Genomic DNA, 22,487 nt, shown 5'->3' on the forward strand with positions numbered 1-22,487 from the left:
GCGTAATCTTGCATCAGGAAGTACGAGGAATTTTATGCGCGTGAAGACGTTCTTGGTGGTTGCGAGTATGCTCGTTGCTTTGCCCAGCGGGGAAGCATCTGCCGACACACGCGAGCTCAAACAAGGTGAATTGCGCAAGGCAACCCTGTCGGGCGATACAATTCGACTTACCAGGGTCATCAAAGGCGTCGAGAAGATTTACGGCGGTACGCCGGTCGATGCGCGTGCCTTCCAAGCAGACGAGATATATTATCGTATTCTGGTCAAAAAGCCGGATGGGAAAATTGTTAGCGTGATAGTGAATGCGCAGACTGGCACGGTCATTTCCAATCGATCCAATGTGGGCCGCGAGATATCGAAAGCCGCGCGTTCCGACCCAACCAAAGCCAATAGCAATCGCAACAACTCTAACAACCGTGGTGGCAGTGCCAACCGTGGCAAAAGCGGCAACAACGGCAATGCTGGTAGCAATGGGAATGCTGGCGGAAACGGAGGCGGGAATGGTGGTGGAAACAGCGGTGGTAATAGCGGCGGTAACGGCGGCGGGAATGGTGGTGGAAATAGTGGCGGTAACGGTGGCGGCAATTCTGGCGGGAACGGGAACGGCAAAGGAAAAAAATAAGGCTTAAACCGATGCGGTTGTGCCTGTAGTTTCTGATTATGAGAGTACTTTTAGCCGAAGACGAACCACAGCTGTGCGAGCAGATTAAAAAGCTTCTAACCGCAGAAGGTCGCGTCGTGGATGTGGCTAGCAATGGAACCGACGCTCTGCATTTGGGCGCGACCGAGCCTTACGACATGATCATCCTCGACATTGGGTTGCCGGAACGCGATGGCATATCGGTCCTGCGCGAATGGCGCGGGGCGGGGGTCAAGACACCAGTGTTGATCCTTACGGCCCGCGATGGGTGGAGTGAACGCGTGGATGGTCTTGATGCAGGCGCGGATGATTACATGACCAAACCGTTTCACATGCCGGAATTGGCCGCGCGCGTTCGAGCTATTCTTCGTCGGCAAAGCGGTCAACTGAACCCGATCATTGAAATGGGAGAGGTTTCTTTGGACACGCGAAATGGGCGGGTCAGTGTCGATGGGATCCCTGTTGATCTTACCGCGCAGGAAATCGCTGTCCTGACGTATCTTGCGCATAATATTGGACGCATGGTATCGCGAACCGAGTTGTCAGAGCACATCTACGAATACGACGGGGATCGAGACTCCAACACCATTGCCGTTTTTGTTACTCGGCTGCGAAAAAAACTGGGCTCTGACCTTATTACTACGGTCAGGGGACGTGGCTACATGATCGATAACGCCTGATGTTATCGCTACGCCAACGCGCCTTGCTTGGCGGTCTCGCCACTGGTGCACTTTCTGTCGGCGTCGGCACGTTGGTTGTATTTTCCTACATCAACACCCGTGTCTTAGAGCAGTTCGACGAGACGCTGCGCGACAGGCACACCCAACTTGTTGTTGGGTTAAGCGCGACCACGAATAATCCTGAAACTTTGCGCGATTTAGTGTTCGACCCGGCCTATGGAACGCCGTACTCAGGCAGATACTGGCAGGTGACGGGCGGCAACGGAGCCACGTTTACATCTGCCTCTCTCTTTGACGAAACAATTTCCGAACCTGCACGTGTAAGGGAAGAGGCAGTTGTTTGGAACACTTCCGGCCCGGATAATGAGGCCCTACGTGGCGTCTATCAGAAAATCACGTTCGAAGACGGCACCGAATGGGGCGTGACCGTTGCAGAAAGCAGGCAGGAGCTGACCAGCGAACGGCGGGCCGCTCAGAACAACTTGCTTCCGGTTTTTGGCCTGGTCGGTTTGATTGGCGTTGCAGGCTCTTTGTTGTTGATGTCTGCAATTGTTGGCCCCCTCAGAAAGCTACGCGCTGACGTGGCGCATCGCTGGGACAAGGGAGACGACCTGAACCCGGAACACTATCCAGAAGAGGTTTCGCCGCTCGTAGAAGACCTTAATCAATTGTTGCATCGTAATCGTGAGATCGTTTCTGGCTCCCGACGGCAGGCGGCGGATCTGGCGCATGCCCTCAAAACTCCGACGGCAATACTCAGAAACGAATTGACAAGCTTGTCGGACGCGGGTGCAGATACCGCATCTGCAGATGACGCGTTAAACCGGATTGATGCTCAGCTAAAGCGTTCTCTTGCTCGCATGCGGGCGTCCAACACTGCAGAGCTTACCCACGCAAAAACCGACCTTACAAATTCAGTCGATAGGCTGTCTCGTTTGTTTTCGATTATGGCCGAGCGTGAAGGGAAGACACTCACAACCACCTGCGCGGCGGAGTTGTGGGTCAGAATGGATACCCAGGATATCGAGGAAATATTGGGGAACCTGCTGGACAATGCCCTCAAATGGAGCCGAACAACAATTCACGTCACGGCAAAACGCACTGAACGCGGCATTGAGATTTGTATCGAGGATGACGGGCAGGGAATTCCAAAAGACGCACGCGAAGGGGTGCTTCGTTCCGGAGGTCGATTGGATACCTCTGTCAGCGGCACGGGATTGGGCCTGGCCATTTCTGTTGATCTGTTGAACGCATACGGCGGCAAGCTAAAACTGGGGACATCCGCAAACCTTGGCGGTTTGGCCTGCCATATTCTGATACCAGGATAAATTTGATTGCAGTAGGTCGAAGCTGGTCCTTGACCTGGGGTGGGGACTTATTCCTATTTGATAGCACGAATATGACGATTGCTTAGTGAGCGATGGCGGAAAAGAAGGCTATTGGCGACCTTATCGAATCTGGGTGCAAAGCGTCTGCTGTCCTTGCACTTGGCGAACATGATCTCGATGCGGTTGCGGTGTTTGTCCTAGCTGAGGGTGACCTTGCATTTCTTCCGGGCAGGGGTGCATGCGCGTCTCTCCTTGTCTTTCGGGGCTTCTCTGAACCAATCTGCATATAACCTCGGTCTCCGAGTAGCCTCCCGATATTAGATAGACTGCTCAAAAGGGCCTTTGCCCCGTTGTAGTCATCAATTTGCTCAGCCGTTACACTGAGGTTCAAAGATTACCTCTTGCTGTCTCAGATTGTCTGCAACTTTGTATATACTCCGCTTCTGGCCCTGCCGATCAAGCGACTGCGCAATTTTTTTTGAACCCAAACTGGATGCTGTACGGTGGGCTTTCAGATTGATGCCGTTGATTTTGGCGGTCTTCTCTTGGCCGTGTTAAGCAGCCAGACCAGCCATCATCTGGCAAAGACGCCTTAGTCACTCCATCGCCGCCTGGGGTTTTACAGGGTCCATTGCGGCCCGTACTTCTTGGGTATACCCCGCCACCATGAGCCAATGCGGTTGATACAGATAGTCCCACTCAGGACACGCCGGTCATCGACACATAGCTTGCCGTGGAACTTGGGAAAATAGGGCTTCAGACGCACCATCTGCGCATCGCTCAGCCAGAAAAGATCAGAGATGACACCGCACGTTTTTCGAACGATTACGCATGCAGTCAGATGGAAATCAATACGGTTTGGGCTTAGTGGTTACGATCAGCCGGAATGGGCTTGTCGGTTGTTGGAGAACCACTCAAACCGTCAATTGACATTGTCCTAGCATACGTGGTTTTAACGAATTTGAGCTTGTCGTTTCGTCTAAAATTGAATTCAACGGATCTAGCATGAACCTGTTTTCTGGCGCGAGAGCGCTATTTCTTGCTCCGCGTACTGACGATGTAGAACTGGGTTATGGGGTGACTCTCGCGCGCTACAACGAAGAGTGCGAGACCGTTGATGTCGCAGTATTTTCAAGCGCAGTTCAAAACAGGCTGACAGCGTGAATTCCAAGCGTCCCAAAATCTATTGCCAGTTTCTTGATCGCCCTGTCATGGAGCCTTTGTCCGGGGATCGGATAAACGAAATTCGGTTCTACCGAAGTCTTTCTAGCTTTGCAGACGTTTACTACAATGACGTGCTTATTGACTGGGAATGCGGAACCATAGGTGATCCGAGTGGGTTGAAAACACCGACGCGCGACTATGATCTGTACTATGTTCGAGCGAATCCGGAGCTGTTCAAAAGTCTTCCCCACCCAAAGATAACGCTAGCTTATCCTTACGACCCGGAAGTCTTTGGCGTAGCTGATGCTTTGGTGGTTACGACAGAGGCGTGGCAGAACCTTTTGTACGAACACTCTGCCAGTACTTCAGTCCGAAGAAAGCTTGCCAAGTGGTATCCTGACAACATCGTGCTACCTGACACGATCGTAAACATCCAGCAAACCATCGATCCCCTTTTTCTTCAGCCGATCTCTTCGAAGACGGAGTTCTTTTGGCGCGCAAAGATGACCGGAGCACAGTCTTTTGGCTTCTTTGGACGTGTCACCGAAGAGACAATCCCAAGCGAGTTGATCGATAACCTCAGCGTGATCCGGGAGCGACTTGGTTCCTCGACCAATCCGTTGGCTGCATTTGCCGGAAGTATCCGCACCGCACTACCCGAGCCGGCATTATCTCTGGGTCAGATACCCTACGAAGAAGTACCCGGTGCGCTCGCTGCCTGTCGAGGAACTCTTGGTCAAATGTGTGCAGACAGCGACTACTTAGGCTCCGGGAAATTGCTGGACGCGATGGCAACCAAAACTCCCATTATCACCCGTCGAAATGCGGTTCGTGACGAACAATTAGGTTCTGCATATCCTGGAACGTACGATCACAGTGAAGAGGCATTGGACATTCTCTGGCGGCTTTGTACCGAGGATGCGTTTCATTGTGATTTACAGAAATATCTGGCAGATCGCGCGGAGCTTTTTTTGCCAATATCAACCGGACAGCGAATACGCCGGAAGCTTGTGAGCACAGGCTTTCTTTAGAGATATGCGTTAGAGCTGACATTAGTCTACATACTGTCTGGATCTGTCACGTTTTGATGTCGCTCCTTTGATAGCATTTATAGCAACAAAGGAGATGTGCTATGGGACAACGCGATGCTTGGCTTCCCTAATTTTAACACACTGGAGTTATCCTCATTCCATCAAGCGATCTGGATAACCAGTAGCTTCGATTTCGACCGTTCCACATGCAACCCGAGTTGTCCAACTTCACCTATCAGCGGACCGTCGCACTTGCAGTTCCAACCTTCACACTAATCTTCACCACAAATAGAAGTAGAGGCAGTCAACTCAAACTCGCCGCAAGTACAAACAGCTTATGATTGTTTGTGAATCACATTTTTAGTTTAATATAGCGAACTGTGAGCGCATCGCGATCCATCCTCAATCCTCCGGTCGCCTCGGAGTAATCCCTGCCGACGATCAAAGGCCTCAGCCAGTTCCTCATCAAAGGGAGATTTCGCTGGGCGACCGGCACAGGCCTAAGCCCACAAACATCGCCGAAGCGCCGGTAGTCATGATCCCCATACTTCCGAGCGATCTGAACTCCCACTACCACTCCACTTAAGCACATCCAGAAACTCCATTTGTTAAGCAGGAAAGGCCTCTTTAGGCGCGTGCAGAAATCAAGCTCACAGGTTCAGATAAAAACACTCGCAGAAGAACACTCAGTTGCTCCGGTTGCTTGGAAGAATCGATTGCACAAAAACGCACCAAATCGCAGTGCGAAGTGCATTCGGTAAAACACCCTCTTGACGCCAAATTTCGTATGAAATAGGTGGTGGCCTTGCTGAGCGGGCGTTGTGTAGTGGTAAGACCTTAGCCTTCCAAGCTAATGACGCGGGTTCGATTCCCGCCGCCCGCTCCAGCTGAATTTCCCCAATCAGTTGCGTCATATGGCCCTTATTTGGCCGCAAAGATGCGCCTTCAACTTGACCCCAACCAGCTCTGGGGCCAAGAAGCTAAGACTGACGCGTGATCGCGACGATGGATCAAGAAACAAGGGCCAGACATGGCAAGAACACGCTCCGCCAGTCCAGCGAATAAACCAGCACCGGGCACTCAGGAAGAACGCGCAGGTTCCAAGAAAATAGGTGTGTTGGCCTCGCTATGGCCATTCATGAAACCCTATCGGTTGCTGATGATCGGCGCGACACTAGCGTTGATTTTGACAGCGAGCATGACGCTGACCTTGCCGCTGGCGGTACGTCGCGTGGTCGACAATTTTCGCATCGAAGATGGCGAGTTGCTGGATTGGTATTTTCTGGCGGCTCTTGGAATTGCGGGCATTCTCGCGGTTGGTACCGGTATCCGCTATGCGCTTGTCACCCGATTGGGCGAACGTGTTGTTGCTGATATCCGCAAGGCCGTATTTGACCGGGTCATTGGCATGAGCCCCGAGTTTTACGAGCGGGTCATGACGGGTGAGGTACTCAGCCGAATCACGACCGATACAACGCTCATCCAATCGGTTCTTGGGTCATCAGTCTCGATCGCGCTGCGCAACTTGTTGATGTTCGTCGGTGGGCTGGTTCTGATGCTTCTGACATCGGCCAAACTGACTGGGTTGGTCTTGCTGCTTATCCCAGCAGTGATTGTTCCCATTCTGGTTCTTGGACGCAGGCTGCGGACCATCAGCCGTGAAAATCAAGATTGGATCGCGGCGTCTTCGGGAAACGCGGGTGAGGCATTGGGTGCGGTACAGACCGTGCAGGCCTTTACCCATGAGCAGGCCAGCAGGGCACAATTTGGTGAGATGACAGAAACCTCGTACGAAGTTTCTCTGCGCCGTATCCAGACCCGAGCGGTGTTGACGGTCATCGTTATTTTTCTGGTCTTCTCGGGCATCGTCGGCGTGTTGTGGATGGGTGCGAATGACGTACGTAACGGGGTGATGACAGAAGGAGTTCTGATTCAGTTCGTGATCTATTCGATCATCATGGCAGGTTCAGTCGCTGCGCTGTCGGAAATCTGGAGTGAGCTGCAGCGCGCGGCAGGCGCAACTGAGCGGTTGGTCGAGTTGCTGAACGCACAGGACACCGTCAATGATCCGTCGCAGGCCAAGGCATTGCCGGCGCCGGTGCGTGGCGAGATTCGCTTTGACGAAGTGACTTTCCACTATCCTGCGCGCCCGGATATCGTTGCGCTGGATCATTTTACGTTGCGGATCAACCCGGGAGAAACCGTAGCCTTTGTCGGTCCGTCTGGCGCAGGCAAGACCACGGTGATCCAGATGATCCAGCGATTTTACGATCCTGATGCGGGGCAGGTCAGCCTCGACGGGATTGATCTGCGTGACCTGAACAGGCACGACTTTCGCCAACACATCGCTCTGGTCCCGCAGGATCCGGTGATCTTTGCGGCCTCGGCGCGGGAAAACATCCGCTTTGGCCGTCTGGATGCATCGGATGCCGAGGTTGAGGCCGCCGCCCGTGCGGCTGCCTCGCACGAATTCATCACAGCACTGCCCGAAGGTTATGGCAGCTTCGTGGGTGAACGCGGCGTGATGCTGTCGGGCGGTCAGAAACAGCGTATCGCAATCGCGCGCGCCATCCTGCGCGACGCGCCGGTCCTGCTGCTGGACGAGGCGACCTCGGCGCTGGACGCCGAAAGCGAACGGGCTGTGCAGGGGGCCGTTGACACCATGCGGGCCGGGCGCACGACACTGATTGTTGCCCACCGGCTGGCGACCGTGAAAAAGGCAGACCGGATTGTCGTGCTGGAGGCCGGGCGCATTGTGGCGCAGGGCACGCATGATGATCTGGTGGCTCAGGATGGTTTGTATGCCCGTCTGGCACGTCTGCAGTTCACCGACGGGGTGGCCGCCGAATAAAGTGACGTTCCGGCACATCCAGAACCGTCGTAGCGTCATTCTACATTTTCCGAACCTGACAGCTAAGCCCTTGCTTGCGTGTGGTGTGTTTTGCTTCCATCTTGGAGGTCACAGACAAGCCCGCGCATGACACGGGAGAGAAATCAGGGGAGGAGCCACATGGCCTTTGTGGGATTGGAAGACAAGGCACGCATCGAACAGGAGATGGCGTGGGACGATCGGGATGTACCGACCACCTTCCATCAGCTGTTGTCGCGGACGGCGGGCAAGTTCCCGAACCACAAGGCGATCAGCTTTCAATTGTTGTCTGGCCCGACCGACAAGGCCGAGACGCTGACATGGTCGGACCTGCTGGGCAAGGTCAATCAGGCGGCTAACCTGTTCCGCTCATTGGGGATCGGCGAAACCGATGTGGTGGCCTATGTGCTGCCGAATTGTAACGAGACGCTGGTCACCATGATGGGGGGCGCGGTTGCAGGGATTGTGAACCCGATCAACCCTTTATTGGAACCGGAACAGATCGCTGCGATCCTGCGTGAGACCGAAGCGAAGGTTGTTGTCACACTAAAATCCTTCCCGAAAACGGATGTAGCCCAGAAGGTGGAAGAGGCGGTGCGCCACGCGCCCGGCGTTCACACGATCCTAGAGATTGACCTGAACCGTTACCTGACGCCGCCCAAATCCTGGCTGGTGCCGTTTTTGCGTCCCAAGATGGGCGACAAGGAAAAACTGGCCCATGCAGACTATAAGAATTTTAATGTCGAGCTGAACAAGCAACCGAAGACGCTGACGTTCGAGGACAGCAAAGAAGATCGGGTCGCGTGCTATTTCCACACCGGCGGCACAACTGGAATGCCGAAGGTGGCGCAGCACAAGTATTCCGGCCTGATCTACAACGGCTGGCTAGGCAATACGCTGCTGTTTGACGAAAACGACGTCATCATGTGCCCGCTGCCGATGTTCCATGTCTTCGCGGTGCATGTGATCGTAATGGCGGCCGTGTCGTCGGGTGCGCATGTGATTTTCCCCACACCTGCGGGCTATCGCGGCGATGGCGTGTTCGACAATTTCTGGAAGCTGATCGAACGCTGGAAGGTTTCGTTCATCATCACAGTGCCGACTGCGATTTCTGCCAAGATGCAGCGGCCAGTGGATGCGGATATTTCAAGCGTCAAGACGGCCTTCTCGGGTTCAGCCCCATTGCCGGTCGAATTGTTCCGCCGCTTCGAAGAAGCCACAGGTGTCACAATCGTTGAAGGCTACGGTCTGACCGAGGCTACCTGTCTGGTTTCGTGTAACCCGGTGGATGGCGAAAAGAAAATCGGTTCGATCGGAATTCCGTTTCCCTATACGGATGTCAAAATCCTGCAGGATGGGCCGGATGGCCCGACCGAATGCAGCAACGATCAGATCGGTGAGATTTGTATTTCAAACCCCGGTGTTTACGCGGGCAACACCTACACCGAGGCTGAAAAAAATGTCGATCTCTACCACTTTGACAAATATCTGCGCACGGGTGATTTGGGTCGTTTTGACGAGGATGGTTACCTCTGGATTACCGGTCGCGCCAAAGACCTGATCATTCGTGGTGGTCACAATATCGATCCGGCTGAAATCGAAGAGGCTCTGTTGGGCCACGAAGCCGTAGCCTTTTCCGGAGCGATTGGTCAGCCAGACGCGCATTCGGGTGAGGTTCCCTGCGCCTTTGTCGAACTGGTCGAGGGCGCTTCGGTCACCGAACAAGAGCTGCTGGATTATTGCAAGGTGCACGTCCATGAACGCGCGGCACAGCCCAAGCATATGACGATTTTGGACGAATTGCCGAAGACTGCCGTCGGCAAGGTGTTCAAACCCGATCTGCGCAAGCATGCGATCACGCGGATTTATAATGGCGCATTGGAAGCAGCTGGTGTGGCAGCCCGTGTCGTGTCGGTGATCGACGACAAGAAACGCGGGCTTGTCGCGCAGCTTGACGCGAACGGCTCCTCCGAAGACGATGTGGCCAAAGTGCTGGGTTCATTTACCCGGCCATGGGAGTGGTCTGAGTAATCCGGTGGAACAATGGACTATGAACGTCTAATCGACGAAGAGACATGGGGTTTTATCCGGCGCACGGCTGAGAGCTATCCTGATGATACGGTCGAAATGTCTGTAGCCGACCAACGCCGTGTCTATGACGCGATGTGTCAGGAATTTCGCCAGCCGCGCCCGCCCGGAACCGACGTGCAGGACAGGTCCGCCGATGGCGTTCCCGTCCGTGTCTATTCTGCCGGAGACCCGACCCGAAGTGTCATCTATTTTCACGGTGGCGGGTTTGTTGTCGGTGGATTGGACAGCCATGATGATGTCTGCGCAGAACTCTGTATCCAAACGGGTTATCGGATCGTTTCGGTCGACTATCGATTGTGCCCCGAACATGTGCATCCGGCACAGTTTCAAGACAGCTGGGCGGCGACGCGCTGGGTGGTTCAGGAATACGGAGATCCGATTGTGCTGGCAGGTGACAGTGCGGGCGGCAATCTGGCGGCAGCTGTCGCGCATCATGGGAGAGGGCGACTAGAGAACGTACTTGGGCAGGTTCTCATCTATCCCGGGTTGGGTGGGGACATGTCAAAGGGTTCGTATATCGAACATGCCAATGCCCCACTTCTGACATTGGACGATATCCGGTTCTATCAAACGGTGCGAAGTGAAGAGACCGCACCGGACAACGATCCCACATTCGCTCCATTGCAGGATGCTGATTTCTCTGGGCTTCCGCCGACGGTTGTTGTGACAGCTGATTGTGACCCGCTGCGCGATGACGGGCCCGCCTATTGCGACCGGATCACAGCCGCAGGTGGGTTGGCACATTGCATCAATGAGCCTGGGCTGGTCCATGGATATCTGCGCGCCCGAACTTCGGTCAGGCGTGCCGCAGACAGCTTTGAACGCATCTCGGTGGCGATCGAAGCGTTAGGTCAGGGGATCTGGTGCTACGACTGACCCTGTTGCGTCAGGAATGGCTTGCCCTTCATGGTTTCCGCCAGGGGCGCCCCCATGCGCTGCAATATGGTCGGTGCAAGCTGAAGCTGGTCGATAACGGTATCCGGCTCGGGTCCTTGGGCGTCACCAAAATAGTAAAGCGCGGTTTCCTGCTGCAATGGGCTGCGACCACCGTGGTGGCCGCGTTCGTCCTGGCCATGATCGGCAGTTACGATGACCTCATAGCCTAGTTGCCGCCATCGGGGGATGAATGGAGCCAGCATTTCATCCATGACGAAACAGGCGTGGTCCATCTCTTCGCAATCGTGGTGGAAACGATGCCCCATACTGTCCAGCGTACAGGTGTGCAGAATCCCGTAGTCCAACCCGAACCGCAGGCACAGATTGGTCAGCGAGGCAAACAAATCGACATCACTGGGTGTCATCTGGTTGGCCGAGCCATATCCCGTCATCGAGTGAAACCGGCCATGGTTGATGGTCTTGCTGTCGGGCTCATCATATTCCACGTCGCGGACGTAGTCGAAGGGATGACGGTTAAAGAACTGCGACCAATAGCTGTGGGTGACCGCGCCGGTCACACCACCTATCTCTCGCACCTGACTGAAGACGTCTTTGTGGGAAAGCCGGAACACGTTGCCATTGCCGGTACAGCCGTGTTCCTGCGGTGTGACACCAGTGTGAATGGACGCATAGCAGCTGGCAGAGGTCGAGGGCAGGACAGCGCGCAATTTCCACACGCGCGCTTCGCCACTGTCGACCCACCCTTCAAGATTGCCGAAGAGGCGGCGAAAGTTGCGCCAGGGGACACCGTCGAGGATAATTAAAAGCAGTTTGCGGTCCATGTTCCGACCCTAGTTATTGAGTGTTTGTTCGAGCGACCCTAAGAGATTCGTCCCGACAAGGCCGCCCAATTGCGCCCCAAATAGCAAAATCCCGACACCTATCATCAGACAATGTGCCGGGACTTCAAAACTTCACCGAAGTGTCACGTACCGGTTCAGTTCCCGGCGCTTTCCATCTTGCGATGCGCGACCACTTCTTCCAGCCAGCCTAGATGCATCTCAGGCACTGAGCTAAGCAGCAGGTCGGTGTAGTCGTCGAACGGCGGGCTCAGCACCTGCGATTTCGGACCATAGCGAACCACGCGGCCCTGATACATCACGGCGATACTATCGCTGATGGCGCGCACAGTCGCCAGATCGTGCGTGATGAACAGATAGGCCACATCCTCGATCTTCTGCAGGTCCAACAACAGTTTAAGGATGCCATCCGCCACAAGCGGGTCGAGCGCCGATGTCACCTCATCACAGATGATCATTTTGGGCTTAGCCGCCAGCGACCGCGCAATACAGACACGCTGTTTCTGACCTCCGGACAGCTCTGCCGGATAACGGTCGATGAACTTTTCGCCCAGTTCGATCTCATCCAGCAGTTCGACCACCCGTTTGTGTTTCTCTGCACCGCGCATGTTGAAGTAGAATTCCAACGGTCGGCCGATAATCGTTCCGACGGTCTGGCGCGGATTCATAGCGACATCGGCCATCTGGTAGATCATCTGCAGTTCACGCAAATCCTCTCGCGAGCGGCCAGCCAGATCAGACGAAAGCTTGCGTCCGGCAAAGGTGATCTCACCATCACGCGGAGGCAAGAGCCCTGTGATGACCCGCGCCAAGGTCGACTTGCCCGAGCCGGATTCGCCCACAACTGCCAGTGTCTGCCCGGGATGAAGCTCGACATTTACGTTGTGCAGCACATCGAAATTCAGCCCCTTGTAGCGCGCGGTGATGCCGTCGACGCTCAGCACTGGTTCAGATGTAGGCTGTTTCTCTTCGTGCTCGATTGAGCGCACCGAGACCAGGGCCTGCGTATACTCTTCCTGTGGGTTGTTGATGATCTGGTCGGTATTTCCGTACTCGACCGTATCCCCCATCCGCAGCACCATGATGTCATCGCTGACCTGCGCTACAACGGCCAGATCGTGCGTGATGTAAAGTGCGGCAACGCCGGTGTCGGCTATGGCCTCTTTGATCGCCATCAGAACGTCGATCTGAGTGGTCACATCCAGAGCCGTCGTAGGCTCGTCAAACACAACCAGATCAGGTTCAGGGCACAGCGCCAGCGCCGTCATGCAGCGTTGCAACTGGCCACCCGAAACCTGGTGCGGATAGCGGTTACCGATATTGTCCGGATCGGGCAGACCCAGCTTGGCGAACAATTCCCGCGCGCGGGCCTCGGCCTCTTTACGCGAGAATTTCTTGTGTTCGACTGCGGCTTCAACCACCTGATCCATGATTTTCTTGGCAGGATTGAAAGACGCCGCGGCGGATTGTGAGACATAAGTCACCTCACCACCGCGCAAATTCCGAACGTCACCCAACGAAGACTTCATGATATCGCGCCCGTTGACCCAAACCTCGCCGCCGGTGATCTCAACGCCACCCCGGCCATAGGCCATGGACGCCAAACCAATGGTTGACTTACCGGCACCGGATTCACCGATCAGGCCTAGCACCTTGCCGGGCGCGAGGTCAAAGCTGACCCCGTGCACGATTTCGATGTCATGGGGCTTTTCACCCGGCGGATATACGGTCGCGCCGATTTTGAGGTCGCGGACCTTGAGAAGGGTATCACTCATCCCCGGCCTCCTTTCAGCGATGTTGTACGGTTCAGAACCCAATCAGCCACCAGGTTGACCGAGATCGCCAGCGTCGCGATAGCTACTGCAGGATAAAGCGCGGCACCGATGCCATAGACGATACCGTCCTTGTTCTCTTTCACGATACCACCCCAGTCCGCCAATGGCGGTTGAACGCCAAGGCCCAGGAATGACAGGGTCGAGATGAACAGAACCATGAAGATGAAACGCAATCCGAATTCCGCAACCAGCGGAGACAGTGCGTTTGGCAGAATTTCGCGGAAAATGATCCAGGCGCGCCCTTCACCACGCAGTTTGGCGGCTTCGACGTAGTCCATCACATTGATATCGACTGCGACGGACCGTGACAGACGATATGGTCGCGTTGCGTCCAGCAAGCCCATCACAAGGATCAGTATCGGAACAGTCACCGGAACAATTGCCAAAATGACCAGAGCCAGGATCAGGCTCGGAATTGACATGATCAGGTCAACCGTTCTGCTGAGCGCCTGATCAGCCCATCCGCCCAGAACAGCCGCCAGCAGGCCCAGAGAGGTGCCGGTCAGGAAGCTGAGCAATGTTGCAGCAGCAGCGATGAAGATCGTTGTACGGCCACCGTAGATCATGCGGGTCAGCAGGTCTCGACCGATATTGTCGGTCCCTAGCAGATGCTTGGAACTGGCAGGCTCCCAGACATCGCCAACAACTTCTGCCATTCCATAAGGCGCGATCAATGGGGCAGCGATAGCCACAAAGAAATATGCGCCGGTGAAGATAAGGCCAATCAGTGCCGAAAGAGGAATATTCTTTATCATTTCGGATGCCTCAATCTTGGATTGGCAAGGATCGACACGATATCCGCGACCATGTTCAGCCCGATATAGACGGCTGCAAACACCACACCACAGGCTAGAACAACGGGTACGTCACGCTTTGTCACGGCATCCACAAGATACTGCCCCATCCCGGGATAGACGAACACCACCTCGACTACGACGACACCCACCACCAGATAGGCGAGGTTCAGCATGACGACGTTCACGATTGGTGAAATCGCGTTGGGGAAGGCATGCCGTGCAATAACCTGAAATGTGCTCAGGCCTTTTAGCTCGGCCGTTTCAATATAGGCTGATTGCATGAGGTTCAGAATGGCTGCGCGCGTCATGCGCATCATCTGTGCCAGCACGACCAGTGTCAGAACGAAGGCCGGCAGCGCGATTGCATTCAGTTTTTGCCCAAAGGACATGGAATCATTGATCATCGCCAGCGAGGAAAACCACCCCAGTTTGACTGATACGTAGTAGATCACCACATAGCCGATCAGGAATTCAGGGATCGAAACCGTGGTCAACGTGATGGCAGAAATCAGTTTGTCGGGCCAGCGATTGCGGTACCGGACGGCAAGCAGCCCCAGAAAAATCGCAAGCGGAACGGATACGATAGCAGCCACACAAGCCAGAAATAGCGTGTTTCCGAGACGCTTTCCAATGCTCTCGGCTATATCAAGCTTGTTGGTCAGGGATTGTCCAAGATCGCCCTGAACAATGCCACCCAGCCATTCGAAATAGCGGGTCAGGGCAGGGCGGTTCAGACCCATTTCTTCGCGAAGGTTAGCCAAGGCCTCTGGGGTTGCGGACTGCCCCAGGACGGCTTGCGCGGCGTCTCCGGGAAGGGCTTCGGTCAGGCCAAAAATCAAAGCCGAAGCGCCAAACAGCAAAAGGAGTCCCAGCGCAAGGCGCTGGGAAACCAGTTTGATGATGGGATGCATTATCCGGTGTCCGTTTTACACGAACCACAGCTTTCGCGAAACCTGACCATTCATCAGTTCGCCATTCGGGTCGGTTTCCCAACCGTCCAGCGCGTTGCTGGATGCATCGACGAAGTTGTTGAACATCGGGCAGATCAGGCCGCCTTCATCACGGACCATCCGGCCCATCTGGCTGTAAATACCCTTGCGCTTTTCTGCATCCAATTCCGCACGGGCTGAAAACAACAGGTCGTCGAAGGACTGAACCTTGAACCGTGTGTCGTTCCAGTCTGCACTCGACAGATAGGCTGTTGCATACATCTGATCTTGTACTGGTCGGCCACCCCAGTAAGACGCGCAGAAGGGTTGTACGTTCCAAACCTCGGACCAATAGCCATCATTGGGCTCACGTTTGATTTCCAGCGGGATACCGGCCTGTGCCGCAGTTTGCTGAAAAAGTGACGCTGCATCGACTGCGCCCGGGAATGCCCCGTCGGCGACACGCAGAATAATCGGCGAGCCATCATGACCGGATTTCTTGTAGTGTTCGGCCGCCTTCTCGACGCTGAATTCGCGCTGTTCGATGGTTTCGTCAAACAACGGATAGGCCGAGTTGATCGGCATGTCGTTACCGATCGAGCCATAGCCGCGTAGAACCTTGTCAACCAGATCTGCCCGGTTGATGGCGTATTTCAGTGCCGTGCGCAGTTCGTTGTTGTCGAAAGGCGCCGTGTCGCAATGCATGATAAACACATAGTGACCACGTCCGGGGGTCGATTGCACTGTGATGTTAGGCGCGCGCCCCAACAGGTCAGCCACTTTGGGCTCAATACGGTTTGCCAGCTGAACCTGGCCGGACTGCAACGCCGCCGTTCGGGCGGTTGCATCATTGATCACGACGTTTTCGACGGTGTCGAAATGGGCGTCATCATTCCAGTAATTGGCGAATTTGGTGAACACGTGCCGCACGCCGGGCTCGTCAACTTCAACCTGATAGGGGCCGGTGCTGATGCCCGCTGCGGGGTTTTCCATTCCACCATCTGGCTGAATCACAAGGTGATAGTCAGACATCAGATAAGGCAGGTCGGCGTTCGCTTCGGTCAAAGTGACTTGGAAGTTTTCACCGTCGGCCTTCATCGACTCGATGCCTCTCATGATGCCAAGTGCGCCAGACTGCGAGTCTTCGTTCGAGTGGCGTTCCATGGTCTTCAGCACATCTTCACTGGTCATGGTCTTGCCGTTGTGGAACTCGACCCCTTGACGCAGCTTGAAGGTCCAAACCTTTGCGTCTGCGCTGCCTTCGACGCTTTCTGCCAGACGAGACTCGATGGTGCCGTCCGGAGCTACTTCGACAAGCGTATCGCCGAAATGACGTCCGTTCATGTAAGGAACCGAACTTGCGTAGGTCGCCGGGTCGAGTGAGTTGGTAGATTCACCACCCTGAAGACCCAGTTTCAGATCACCGCCCTTTTTTGGTCCCGCAGCACGGGCCGCATCTGCGAACATGGTGCTCGCGACGACTGCTGAAACACCCAGCGCTGCTGCTTTTCCCATAAACTCGCGGCGAGTTAACTTCCCGGCTGTAACCTCTTTGGTCATGTGAGTGATTTGTTCGTTCATCCAGAGATCTCCCAATTGATTGGATGTTCAGCCCCTTGAGGGGCTTTTTTATTGACGCATTAGTCAAAGTAGGGGCAATTCAGGGTGGCGGGCAAGTCAAAATCGCCAGAAAAATTGGGGTATCCGACATTTGTTCATACGAAACAGCATCCACAACTGTCTTGACGAAACCCGTTTTCTGTTTTCCACCGCGACTTCCTCTGGACCGACCGAAAATTGTGACTGGAGTCAGGTTGCTGGCAAAACTGATCGAACCAAAGCGTCTGATCAGTCCCGTAGCGCGATCAACAGATCCATCACGTTGGTACCCGTGGGACCCGTAATCAGCAGCGCACGCGCCTTGTCGAGGAAACTGCCGCTATCTGCATTATCCAAATAAGCCAGCGCGTCTTCTGACCAAGTTTCGCCGGTAACGATTGCTCCAGCTGCATCCGTCGGGCCGTCGGTGCCATCTGTTCCGCCAACGATCACGGTCAATCCAGGTTGCCCAGCAATCTCACGCGCCAATGCCAGGGCAAGCGCCTGATTGCGCCCGCCGCGCCCCGGTCTCTCAGGAAGCACAACCGTTGGTTCTCCACCGAAAACCATGGCACCGCTTGGCATGTCGCGCAGACGCCTTCCAATTTCCGAAGCGACGGTGAGATAATCATCATGCAACGCCTCTTCATTCGCGAGGACTTGGTACCCAGCCTGAATTGCCGCCGAAGCTGCAGCGCTGCGGGCGTGCGCGTTCGATGCGATTATTGAGGTACTGGCCGCGAACTTTGACGTTTCGGGCAGCGAACCGATACCGGATCCGATCACGCCCAGATCATCCCCGGGGACGTCCGAGATCGCCAATACACTTACGGCCCGTCCGGGAAACCGTGACAATAAACCCCCGCCCTTGATCCGGGACAACTTGCGGCGCTCTGCATTCATTGCGCCGATATCAAGCCCGCTGCCGAGCAGCCTTTGATTGAGTATTGCAAGATCATCCAATGTTTTGCCGAGCACCAGATCCTCAGCCAACGCGGAAGCCCCCCCCGAAACCATCAGCAAAAGCCTCCCATCGGGCTCCATATTCTCAACCGCTTCGCGCAACGCTTGCCCGCCCGCAAGACTGCGGGTGTCCGGGACGGGATGAGAGGCTTCGATGACCGCAACATGCGAAGGCAGCCCATCGCCATGGCCATCTTTGGTAACAACCAAGGTGGGCACGGTTTCGAAATGTTCGGCCGCCGCGCGGGCCATGGCACCCGCCGCCTTGCCGACGGCGAGTATCTGATCTGGCTGTTCAATCGTTTGGACGGCCTCCATCGTCGCGCTATAGCCATCGACCGCCGTGACGCCCTTGCGCCAAATCTCCTGAACGCGTTGAGACGCCCTCATCAGCTTTCCATCCAAATTGTCACCGGCCCGTCATTAACCAGTTCAACCGCCATATCAGCGCCAAATGCACCAGTTTCGACAGGGATGCCCCGAGCCGCCAGTTTACGCACGAACGCAGTATAAAGCTGTTCGCCCTCTGCGGCAGGGGCCGCCCCAGAGAACCCAGGCCGATTGCCTCTCGATGTGTCGGCTGCCAAGGTGAATTGACTGACCACGAGTGCAGACCCCTGTATATCAAGGATCGAACGGTTCATCTTACCTGCGTCGTCCTTGAAGATGCGAAGCTTCGCGATTTTTGCCGCCAACTGGTCAACCTGCGCCTCATCATCGCCCTGCATTGCGCAGACCAGGATCATCAAACCCGGACCTGATTCGCCGATCACTGACCCATCAACAGTGACCGAGGCACTTGAAATTCTCTGAAGCAATGCGCGCATCTACAAGTCCTGTTTTTGGTGTCTATTCACGCCAGTCGACGATTTCAGCTAACGCGGCGCGTTCCGTTCTGAAAGAATTGGCCGGGTGATCTTTATCTGCGTACCCAAATGAGATCGCGCATAAAATCAATCGATCTTCTGGAATCTCGAAATACCGGTGCAGAAATGGGCCAAAGGCCGCCACCGCTGCCTGCGGGATACTAGCCACGCCCAAAGCTTGCGCCGCCAATGAAAATGCGGTCACGAACCCACCGCAATCCATGGCACCATAGGGGCCTAATTCAGCCGGGCTCGACAAAATGGCGCAGTGCGGCGCTCCGAACAGGGCGTAATTCTCTGTCATTTGCTGCGCCGAGGCGACGCGGTCACCTTTTTTGATGCCGATCGCGTTGTATAACGCCCAGCCACAGGCGCGACGACGATCCTGATAGACGCCGGAGTAACCAGTTGGAAAGGGCAGGTCAGGGGCCAGAGCTGCATGTGATGCTTCGCGCTGCAGTGCTTCTCGAAAGCGATCTGTTTCAGCGCCGCTGGTGATCGCAAGTTGCCAGGGTTGCGCGTTGCACCAGCTTGGAACGCGCGTTGCGCTCTCGACGATCCGCTCGATCTGCGCGCGGGGAACTGGGTCGGAACTAAAGGCCCGGCAGGAATGGCGCCCAGTCAACAGTTCGGTCAGAGCGTTTAAGTGCAACTCAATAACTCCCTTTGCACACAGCAGGTCCCCAGCCGCACACCGTCCATCCAAGGATATCCAGTGCTATTGCTGTCCGGTTGCAAGCAGGTATCCGACGCCGGCTGCAACAAGAAGACCTATTACCACAGCGATTGTGACTTTGATCGCTGACCAGGGTCGCTCACCCTGAACACGACCGGTTCGGCCATTGATCACAAAGCGGTAAGTTTTGCCGCGATATTTGTAGGCAGCCATCCAAACCGGCAGCAGGATATGCTTGAATGTAATGTCGCGCACTTCTGTGTCGACGGCGTGAATGCGTTGCCGATCACCGCCGATGTCAAATCGTACATCCCGCTCGATCACGCGCGCCATATGCGCGCGTGCCTCCTGATATCCCTCCTGCAGTTCGACCGTGTAGGCTTCGGCGCGGAAACCAGCCAGATACTCTGGCTGATACGGCTCAAGCGCAGGCAGGTCCCAGGGTTCCAACGCGTCCGTATAGGATTTGGGCAGCGATTGAGATGCCAACACCAGCACGTCATCAAAGAACCGGGCAACGCGACCGGATTTTGGTGTCCAGCGTACTTTGGGAACTTGCTGCTGTACCCGCTTTCCGTCGCGCATGACGGTGCGGGTTTCGTGATAGACCACTCCCCGCTCCCCCCGATAACTCGATTTGGTATCGGCGTCGAAGGTCCAGTACGGCACATAGATGCCCTGCATTTTGCGTCCTTTGCGGGCATATTCCTTTAGCCCGTTGGGTGCAAACCAAAGCCGACCCAACCAATCAGCCATCGCTTTGTGCGCGTTCCGCTCATCCAGCGCGAAAGGTAGAACGCCGCGCGGTTTGATATGGCGGTTTACGCCAGTATCAGTCACCACCGGAGTAGCGCAGAACGGGCACTCGGCGGCGTGGGTGTTTGGATCGAACTCGACCTGTGCCGCACAGTTGGGACAGGTGAGGACACGAGTCTCTTCGATTTCGCTGTCGGGGAGGCGATCCGCCATGGCTGCGTCGAAATCCAGTTCACGCAAACTGGCACCACCCCACGGGCCCGCGCCGATGGCTTCTGAATGACCGCAATGATCGCAGGTCAACGTGCTATCGCCCGGATTGAACCGATAATCGGCCCCGCATTGCTCGCAGGGAAAGCGGTGTTCGTCTTTCGCCATTACACGATCCTGATCATTGGTTGCTGCCGGCCAGTTCACGCACCGGGCGGCGGCGGTGGCAGGATCGTGAACAGCTGCGCCAGTTCCTGAACGTCGCCTGCTTTTTTCCAGCCGTCCTGACCGGCAGTCCAGACATGCGTATCGCGCGTAATCTCACCTTCAACCGCCATTCGACCCATCTTGGCTTTGGAAAACGGCCCACTGGTCTGGCCATCCACTGCAATGTGCCACACGTGCTCAACAGGTGGGGGAGGCGGAGGTGCAGTATGCGCTGATGGTTGCGGGGCAGCGGGCGCGGAACCGCCCCAGGGGCCGCTTGGCTGACCCGCTGCCATGTTTGACATCTGCTGCGCCATCGCCATTCCCATTCCCATACCAAGACCGGCACCCATGCCGCCGCCCTGACCGGGATTGTTGGCCGCCGCCGTCATCGCCTCGGCGGCTGAATACTGCGTGAACTTGCCCAGATCACCCGCCAACCCCATCGACGTGCGCTTGTCCAGAGCTGCTTCGACTGCAGGCGGCAGCGAGATGTTTTCGATATAGAATTCGGGCATAGTCAAGCCATACCCATCCAGCACAGGTGAAACCTCGGCTGCGATCAGCTTGCCCAGATCAGCGGTGTTAGCCGCCATATCCAGGACCGGAATGCCAGACCCTGCGATGACGCGGCTGAATTCCTGCACGATGATGTTGCGGATCTGAAAGCTGATCTCGTCCATGGTGAATTCACCGTCGGTGCCGACGATCTCGACCAAGAACTTGGCAGCATCTTTGACCCGAACAGTATAGGTGCCGAAAGCTCGGATGCGTGTCGGTCCAAACTCGGGGTCGCGCAGCATGATCGGGTTCTTGGTGCCCCATTTCAGGTTGTTGAACCGGGTCGTGTTGACGAAATAGATCTCGGACTTGAACGGCGACTGAAAGCCATGGTCCCAATGCTGCAAGGTCGTCATGATCGGCATGTTGTTGGTCTCAAGCATGTAGAGACCAGGCGTGAACACATCTGCCAGCTGACCCTCATGCACGAACACTGCAGCCTGACCTTCACGGACGGTCAGCTTGGCGCCGTACTTGATCTCATGCCCTTCGCGTTCAAATCGCCAGACCATGGTATCGCGGGTGTCATCGACCCAGTGGATGACGTCGATGAACTCGCCCGTCAGAAAATCAAAAATTCCCATTGGATTTCTCCTGTCTTGGGGGTCAGAGCGACTGCCCCATCAATTCGCGTGCAATGATACGGACCACCGGGCGCGCCTCGTCAGCGGTCATCCCCGCTTTCAGGCGCGGGTCGTACAAAATGGTCAGCAGTTTCTCGTCATGGCTTGTCAGCAAGGCAAACTCGTCGTCGTCATTAAAGATTGATGGCCGGGCCGAGGGGCTATCGTTCGGCAATCCCAGCCCTTGCGCAATCTCTTCATGAACGCAACTGAGCCGCGCCAGATCGGGATGCTCGGACCGGATCAGGGCGACTGCGCTGGTATAGGTTTGCGGCGATCCGCCTGAGGCAGAGGCGAAGACGAAGCAATAAAATGATTTCGGCAGCTTATCGAAAAGATCAAGCTGGGCCTGCCCGATGCCGGGGAGCAGTTGCCTGAGCCGTGTCTGAACATATTCGGTATCGTCTTCGCCTGCGACAAAGACGTGAAAATTGGCGTTGCGGCCCACGGTCGATACAGGGTGACCGGTCAAACGGGTCAAGCGCTTGGCATAGGCATCGATCTGGGCGGCATCCAGTTTCCGAACTTCAGGTGCGACCGAGGGGCCAAATTCCGGCTTTATACGAACCGCACCTGACCAACGGCTAAGCTGCGAGTTCGCGCGGCGCGCACCGGTCGAGATACCTTGCCCGGGGTATTCAGAAAAAAACGCGATCGTTTCGAAATTGCGCGCAAGGTCATCCGCGTCATATGGCGTGTCCGGGCCGCCCCCATCCGTGCGAAGCAAGCCGCGGGTCAGCAGATTGTTCTGCACCCTCTCGTAATACCGCGCCAAATCCAGGCTTGCAGCAGAGGGTGCGACGTAGGCGTTGCTTGGCCCTTGCGGCTGCGCTGGGCGGGGCTCGGGCACGGCGGAGGTGGTTAGAACCTCTTCACAGCTGGCCAGAACCAGAAGCGACAGGCCAAGCACCATAGTATTGATTTTG

General features: G+C 55.7%; 18 protein-coding genes, 1 tRNA gene and 1 pseudogene. 8 read left to right on the plus strand and 12 right to left on the minus strand.

What is annotated here, in order from left to right:
* Positions 1-34 precede the first annotated feature (34 nt).
* From Q1B46_RS02045 to Q1B46_RS02055, 3 genes are read left to right on the plus strand one after another with little or no spacing between them, the layout of a single operon-like run.
* A complete protein-coding gene (locus Q1B46_RS02045) occupies positions 35-622 on the plus strand; it encodes a hypothetical protein (RefSeq protein ID WP_299944251.1) in 588 nt (195 codons plus the stop codon).
* A gap of 38 nt (positions 623-660) precedes the next feature.
* On the plus strand, positions 661-1,320 hold the full coding sequence (locus tag Q1B46_RS02050; protein ID WP_299944254.1) for a response regulator transcription factor: 660 nt from the start codon (positions 661-663) through the stop codon (positions 1,318-1,320).
* The gene (locus Q1B46_RS02055; RefSeq protein ID WP_299944257.1) at positions 1,320-2,648 is read left to right on the plus strand and encodes a HAMP domain-containing sensor histidine kinase; all 1,329 of its coding nucleotides are present in this window, start codon (positions 1,320-1,322) and stop codon (positions 2,646-2,648) included. The genes Q1B46_RS02050 and Q1B46_RS02055 overlap by 1 nt, the downstream gene beginning before the upstream one ends.
* 82 nt (positions 2,649-2,730) lie before the next feature.
* Here the strand turns inward: Q1B46_RS02055 and Q1B46_RS02060 are convergent.
* A pseudogene (locus tag Q1B46_RS02060) lies at positions 2,731-3,450 on the minus strand (IS5 family transposase).
* 358 nt (positions 3,451-3,808) lie between these two features.
* Here Q1B46_RS02060 and Q1B46_RS02065 point away from each other — a divergent pair.
* From Q1B46_RS02065 to Q1B46_RS02085, 5 genes are all read left to right on the plus strand, one after another.
* A complete protein-coding gene (locus Q1B46_RS02065; protein ID WP_299944259.1) occupies positions 3,809-4,843 on the plus strand; it encodes a hypothetical protein in 1,035 nt (344 codons plus the stop codon).
* 812 nt (positions 4,844-5,655) lie between these two features.
* A tRNA-Gly gene (locus tag Q1B46_RS02070) sits at positions 5,656-5,729 on the plus strand.
* Positions 5,730-5,873: 144 nt separating this feature from the next.
* Entirely contained in the window at positions 5,874-7,694 is a 1,821-nt protein-coding gene (locus tag Q1B46_RS02075) for an ABC transporter transmembrane domain-containing protein (protein ID WP_299944261.1), read from the plus strand.
* 159 nt (positions 7,695-7,853) lie between these two features.
* The gene (locus Q1B46_RS02080) at positions 7,854-9,743 is read left to right on the plus strand and encodes an acyl-CoA synthetase (RefSeq protein WP_299944263.1); all 1,890 of its coding nucleotides are present in this window, start codon (positions 7,854-7,856) and stop codon (positions 9,741-9,743) included.
* Between the two features lie 12 nt (positions 9,744-9,755).
* A complete protein-coding gene (locus tag Q1B46_RS02085) occupies positions 9,756-10,679 on the plus strand; it encodes an alpha/beta hydrolase (RefSeq protein ID WP_299944265.1) in 924 nt (307 codons plus the stop codon).
* On the opposite strand, the gene Q1B46_RS02090 is transcribed toward Q1B46_RS02085, so the two are convergent.
* From Q1B46_RS02090 to Q1B46_RS02140, 11 genes are all read right to left on the minus strand, one after another.
* Complete coding sequence (locus Q1B46_RS02090) at positions 10,670-11,521, minus strand: alkaline phosphatase family protein (RefSeq protein WP_299944267.1); 852 nt, start codon at positions 11,519-11,521, stop codon at positions 10,670-10,672. The two genes, Q1B46_RS02085 and Q1B46_RS02090, sit on opposite strands and share 10 nt — an antisense overlap.
* 155 nt (positions 11,522-11,676) lie before the next feature.
* Positions 11,677-13,314 carry an ABC transporter ATP-binding protein gene (locus Q1B46_RS02095; RefSeq protein WP_299944269.1) on the minus strand — a complete coding sequence of 546 codons (1,638 nt, stop codon included), beginning with the start codon at positions 13,312-13,314 and terminating at the stop codon, positions 11,677-11,679.
* Positions 13,311-14,126 carry an ABC transporter permease gene (locus tag Q1B46_RS02100; RefSeq protein ID WP_299944721.1) on the minus strand — a complete coding sequence of 272 codons (816 nt, stop codon included), beginning with the start codon at positions 14,124-14,126 and terminating at the stop codon, positions 13,311-13,313. The genes Q1B46_RS02095 and Q1B46_RS02100 overlap by 4 nt, the downstream gene beginning before the upstream one ends.
* Positions 14,126-15,082: an ABC transporter permease gene (locus Q1B46_RS02105; protein WP_299659393.1), complete on the minus strand. Its 957-nt coding sequence runs from the start codon at positions 15,080-15,082 to the stop codon at positions 14,126-14,128. The genes Q1B46_RS02100 and Q1B46_RS02105 overlap by 1 nt, the downstream gene beginning before the upstream one ends.
* Before the next feature lie 15 nt (positions 15,083-15,097).
* Positions 15,098-16,681, minus strand: coding sequence for an ABC transporter substrate-binding protein (locus tag Q1B46_RS02110; RefSeq protein ID WP_299944272.1), 1,584 nt, complete (start codon positions 16,679-16,681; stop codon positions 15,098-15,100).
* A gap of 267 nt (positions 16,682-16,948) precedes the next feature.
* Positions 16,949-18,052 carry a DUF4147 domain-containing protein gene (locus Q1B46_RS02115; RefSeq protein ID WP_299944274.1) on the minus strand — a complete coding sequence of 368 codons (1,104 nt, stop codon included), beginning with the start codon at positions 18,050-18,052 and terminating at the stop codon, positions 16,949-16,951.
* Entirely contained in the window at positions 18,052-18,489 is a 438-nt protein-coding gene (gene dtd, locus Q1B46_RS02120) for a D-aminoacyl-tRNA deacylase (protein WP_299944276.1), read from the minus strand. The genes Q1B46_RS02115 and dtd overlap by 1 nt, the downstream gene beginning before the upstream one ends.
* A 22-nt stretch (positions 18,490-18,511) precedes the next feature.
* Positions 18,512-19,186 carry a nitroreductase gene (locus Q1B46_RS02125; protein ID WP_299944722.1) on the minus strand — a complete coding sequence of 225 codons (675 nt, stop codon included), beginning with the start codon at positions 19,184-19,186 and terminating at the stop codon, positions 18,512-18,514.
* 60 nt (positions 19,187-19,246) lie between these two features.
* A complete protein-coding gene (locus Q1B46_RS02130; RefSeq protein ID WP_299944278.1) occupies positions 19,247-20,338 on the minus strand; it encodes a TFIIB-type zinc finger domain-containing protein in 1,092 nt (363 codons plus the stop codon).
* 35 nt (positions 20,339-20,373) lie between these two features.
* Complete coding sequence (locus Q1B46_RS02135) at positions 20,374-21,522, minus strand: SPFH domain-containing protein (protein ID WP_299944280.1); 1,149 nt, start codon at positions 21,520-21,522, stop codon at positions 20,374-20,376.
* 22 nt (positions 21,523-21,544) lie between these two features.
* The gene (locus tag Q1B46_RS02140) at positions 21,545-22,474 is read right to left on the minus strand and encodes a DUF2927 domain-containing protein (RefSeq protein WP_299944724.1); all 930 of its coding nucleotides are present in this window, start codon (positions 22,472-22,474) and stop codon (positions 21,545-21,547) included.
* Positions 22,475-22,487: the final 13 nt, after the last annotated feature.

The organism is uncultured Ruegeria sp., assembly GCF_947500045.1.
Classification (GTDB): domain Bacteria; phylum Pseudomonadota; class Alphaproteobacteria; order Rhodobacterales; family Rhodobacteraceae; genus Ruegeria.

Bases quoted from the DNA above. Each gene is read 5' to 3' on its own strand.
- Q1B46_RS02045 (WP_299944251.1), top strand. From the start codon at position 35: ATGCGCGTGAAGACGTTCTTGGTGGTTGCGAGTATGCTCGTTGCTTTG.
- Q1B46_RS02050 (WP_299944254.1), top strand. From the start codon at position 661: ATGAGAGTACTTTTAGCCGAAGACGAACCACAGCTGTGCGAGCAGATT.
- Q1B46_RS02055 (WP_299944257.1), top strand. From the start codon at position 1,320: ATGTTATCGCTACGCCAACGCGCCTTGCTTGGCGGTCTCGCCACTGGT.
- Q1B46_RS02075 (WP_299944261.1), top strand. From the start codon at position 5,874: ATGGCAAGAACACGCTCCGCCAGTCCAGCGAATAAACCAGCACCGGGC.
- Q1B46_RS02080 (WP_299944263.1), top strand. From the start codon at position 7,854: ATGGCCTTTGTGGGATTGGAAGACAAGGCACGCATCGAACAGGAGATG.
- Q1B46_RS02085 (WP_299944265.1), top strand. From the start codon at position 9,756: ATGGACTATGAACGTCTAATCGACGAAGAGACATGGGGTTTTATCCGG.
- Q1B46_RS02090 (WP_299944267.1), bottom strand. From the start codon at position 11,521: ATGGACCGCAAACTGCTTTTAATTATCCTCGACGGTGTCCCCTGGCGC.
- Q1B46_RS02095 (WP_299944269.1), bottom strand. From the start codon at position 13,314: ATGAGTGATACCCTTCTCAAGGTCCGCGACCTCAAAATCGGCGCGACC.
- Q1B46_RS02105 (WP_299659393.1), bottom strand. From the start codon at position 15,082: ATGCATCCCATCATCAAACTGGTTTCCCAGCGCCTTGCGCTGGGACTC.
- Q1B46_RS02110 (WP_299944272.1), bottom strand. From the start codon at position 16,681: ATGAACGAACAAATCACTCACATGACCAAAGAGGTTACAGCCGGGAAG.
- Q1B46_RS02115 (WP_299944274.1), bottom strand. From the start codon at position 18,052: ATGAGGGCGTCTCAACGCGTTCAGGAGATTTGGCGCAAGGGCGTCACG.
- dtd (WP_299944276.1), bottom strand. From the start codon at position 18,489: ATGCGCGCATTGCTTCAGAGAATTTCAAGTGCCTCGGTCACTGTTGAT.
- Q1B46_RS02130 (WP_299944278.1), bottom strand. From the start codon at position 20,338: ATGGCGAAAGACGAACACCGCTTTCCCTGCGAGCAATGCGGGGCCGAT.
- Q1B46_RS02135 (WP_299944280.1), bottom strand. From the start codon at position 21,522: ATGGGAATTTTTGATTTTCTGACGGGCGAGTTCATCGACGTCATCCAC.
- Q1B46_RS02140 (WP_299944724.1), bottom strand. From the start codon at position 22,474: ATGGTGCTTGGCCTGTCGCTTCTGGTTCTGGCCAGCTGTGAAGAGGTT.